The sequence below is a fragment of the Microbispora sp. NPDC088329 genome (assembly GCF_040685655.1).
Classification (GTDB): Bacteria; Actinomycetota; Actinomycetes; order Streptosporangiales; family Streptosporangiaceae; genus Microbispora.
The window spans coordinates 1-1646 of record NZ_JBFBIP010000063.1 but is presented as its reverse complement, the minus strand read 5'-3'; the positions used below and the strand labels follow the sequence as shown (position 1 = coordinate 1646).

1 protein-coding gene is annotated in these 1646 nt (G+C 62.0%); it reads left to right on the top strand.

Going from position 1 to position 1646, the window contains the following annotated elements; translation table 11 throughout:
- On the top strand, positions 1–1646 hold a 1646-nt coding region (locus tag AB0O28_RS39785; RefSeq protein WP_363648219.1), incomplete at both ends, for a condensation domain-containing protein.

The following is a 1646-nucleotide window of genomic DNA, read 5'->3' as shown; positions in this document are numbered from 1 at the left end:
CCGACGTCCTCGGCATCGACCGCGTCGGCATCCACGACAACTTCTTCGACCTCGGCGGACACTCACTCCTCGCGACACGAGTCATCAACCAGATCTCGAAGTCGTTGAATTCGAATGTTTCGGTCCGTGACCTGTTCAGATTTCCGACGATTTCGGGGTTGGCCTCTGAGGTCTCGGCTGCCGTAGAGAGCTCCGCTCCGCTCGCCATCCGGCGGGTGGTCTCCGAGGAATATGTGCTGTCATTCGCACAGCGCCGCCTTTGGTTCTTGAACCAGCTGGAGCCGGGAAGCCCGGAGTACAACATCCCGATGGGCTTCAGGATCAGAGGAAAGCTCGACATCGGCGCGCTCGAAGAAGCGCTCGCCGACCTGGTCGCCAGACACGAGACGTTGAGAACCAGGTTTGTGCTGCGCGGTGACGGAGAGCCGATCCAGGTTGTCGATGCCCCGTGGCACGTCGAGATCAGCCTGCTGGACCTCTCGGCGGTGCCCGACGACAGGAACCGGGAAACCGCGGCTCGGGCGGCGGTCGACGCCGAGGCGTCCAAGCCCTTCGATCTGACATCAGGACGACTGCTGCGCACCATGGCTGTCCGCCTGACCGACAGCGAGTGGTGGCTCCTCATATCGCTCCACCACATCGTCGCGGACGGCTGGTCTGTGGGTGTGCTGACCCGCGAGCTCCAAGCGCTGTACGAGGAGGCGCTCACCGGCGCACCGGCAAGGCTCGCGGAATTGCCCATCCAGTACAAAGACTTCGCCGCTTGGCAGCACGAGTGGTTGTCCGGATCGACGCTGGAACGGCAGCTGGCCTACTGGCAGGAGCAGCTGACCGGTTTAGAACCGCTGGAACTCCCCACTGATCGGATTCGTACTCCAACGCGGTCGAACGCTGGGGGTGAGGTCTCGTTCGTGGTTCCGGCAACCGTCGCCGCGGGGCTGCGTACCGTTGCCATCGAGCGTGGCGCCTCGTTGTTCATGGTCTGTCTCGCAGCCCTCCAGGTCGTGCTTTCCCGCTGGAGCGGACAGCATGACATCTCGATCGGCACCCCTATTTCCGGCCGGAACAAGGCGGAGGTCGAGGATCTGGTCGGTTTCTTCGTCAACACATTGGTGATTCGCGCCGATTTGAGTGGGAGCCCGACGTTCAGAGAGTTCCTCGAGCAGGTCAAGGAAACGACTCTGCAGGCATACACACATCAGGATCTTCCGTACCAGCAACTGGTCGAGGTCCTGGCTCCTGACCGGGATCTCACGCGTGCGCCGCTGGTTCAAACCACCTTCGCGCTGCAGAACGCGAATCAGGGGAAGCTGGTTCTCGGTGACCTCGATATCTCACCTCTCGTGCTGACGACGCACACCTCCAAGTTCGATCTCTCCGTCTTCCTCACAGAACGGGAAGACGGAGAACTCGTGGGCGAGGTGGAGTATTCAACGGATCTTTTCGATCCGGCCACGATCGAAAGGCTGACCAAGAATTTCGTGGCCACGCTGCGGTGTGTGGCGGACGATCCGACGCTGCCTCTGGGGAGCATTGACATGCTCTCGGCGACGGAGCGTGAGCTGCTGTTGCGGGTGTGGAACGACACCGCGGTTGTTCGTGCGGATGAGTTGACGGTGCATGAGCTGGTGGAGCGGCAGGCGGGG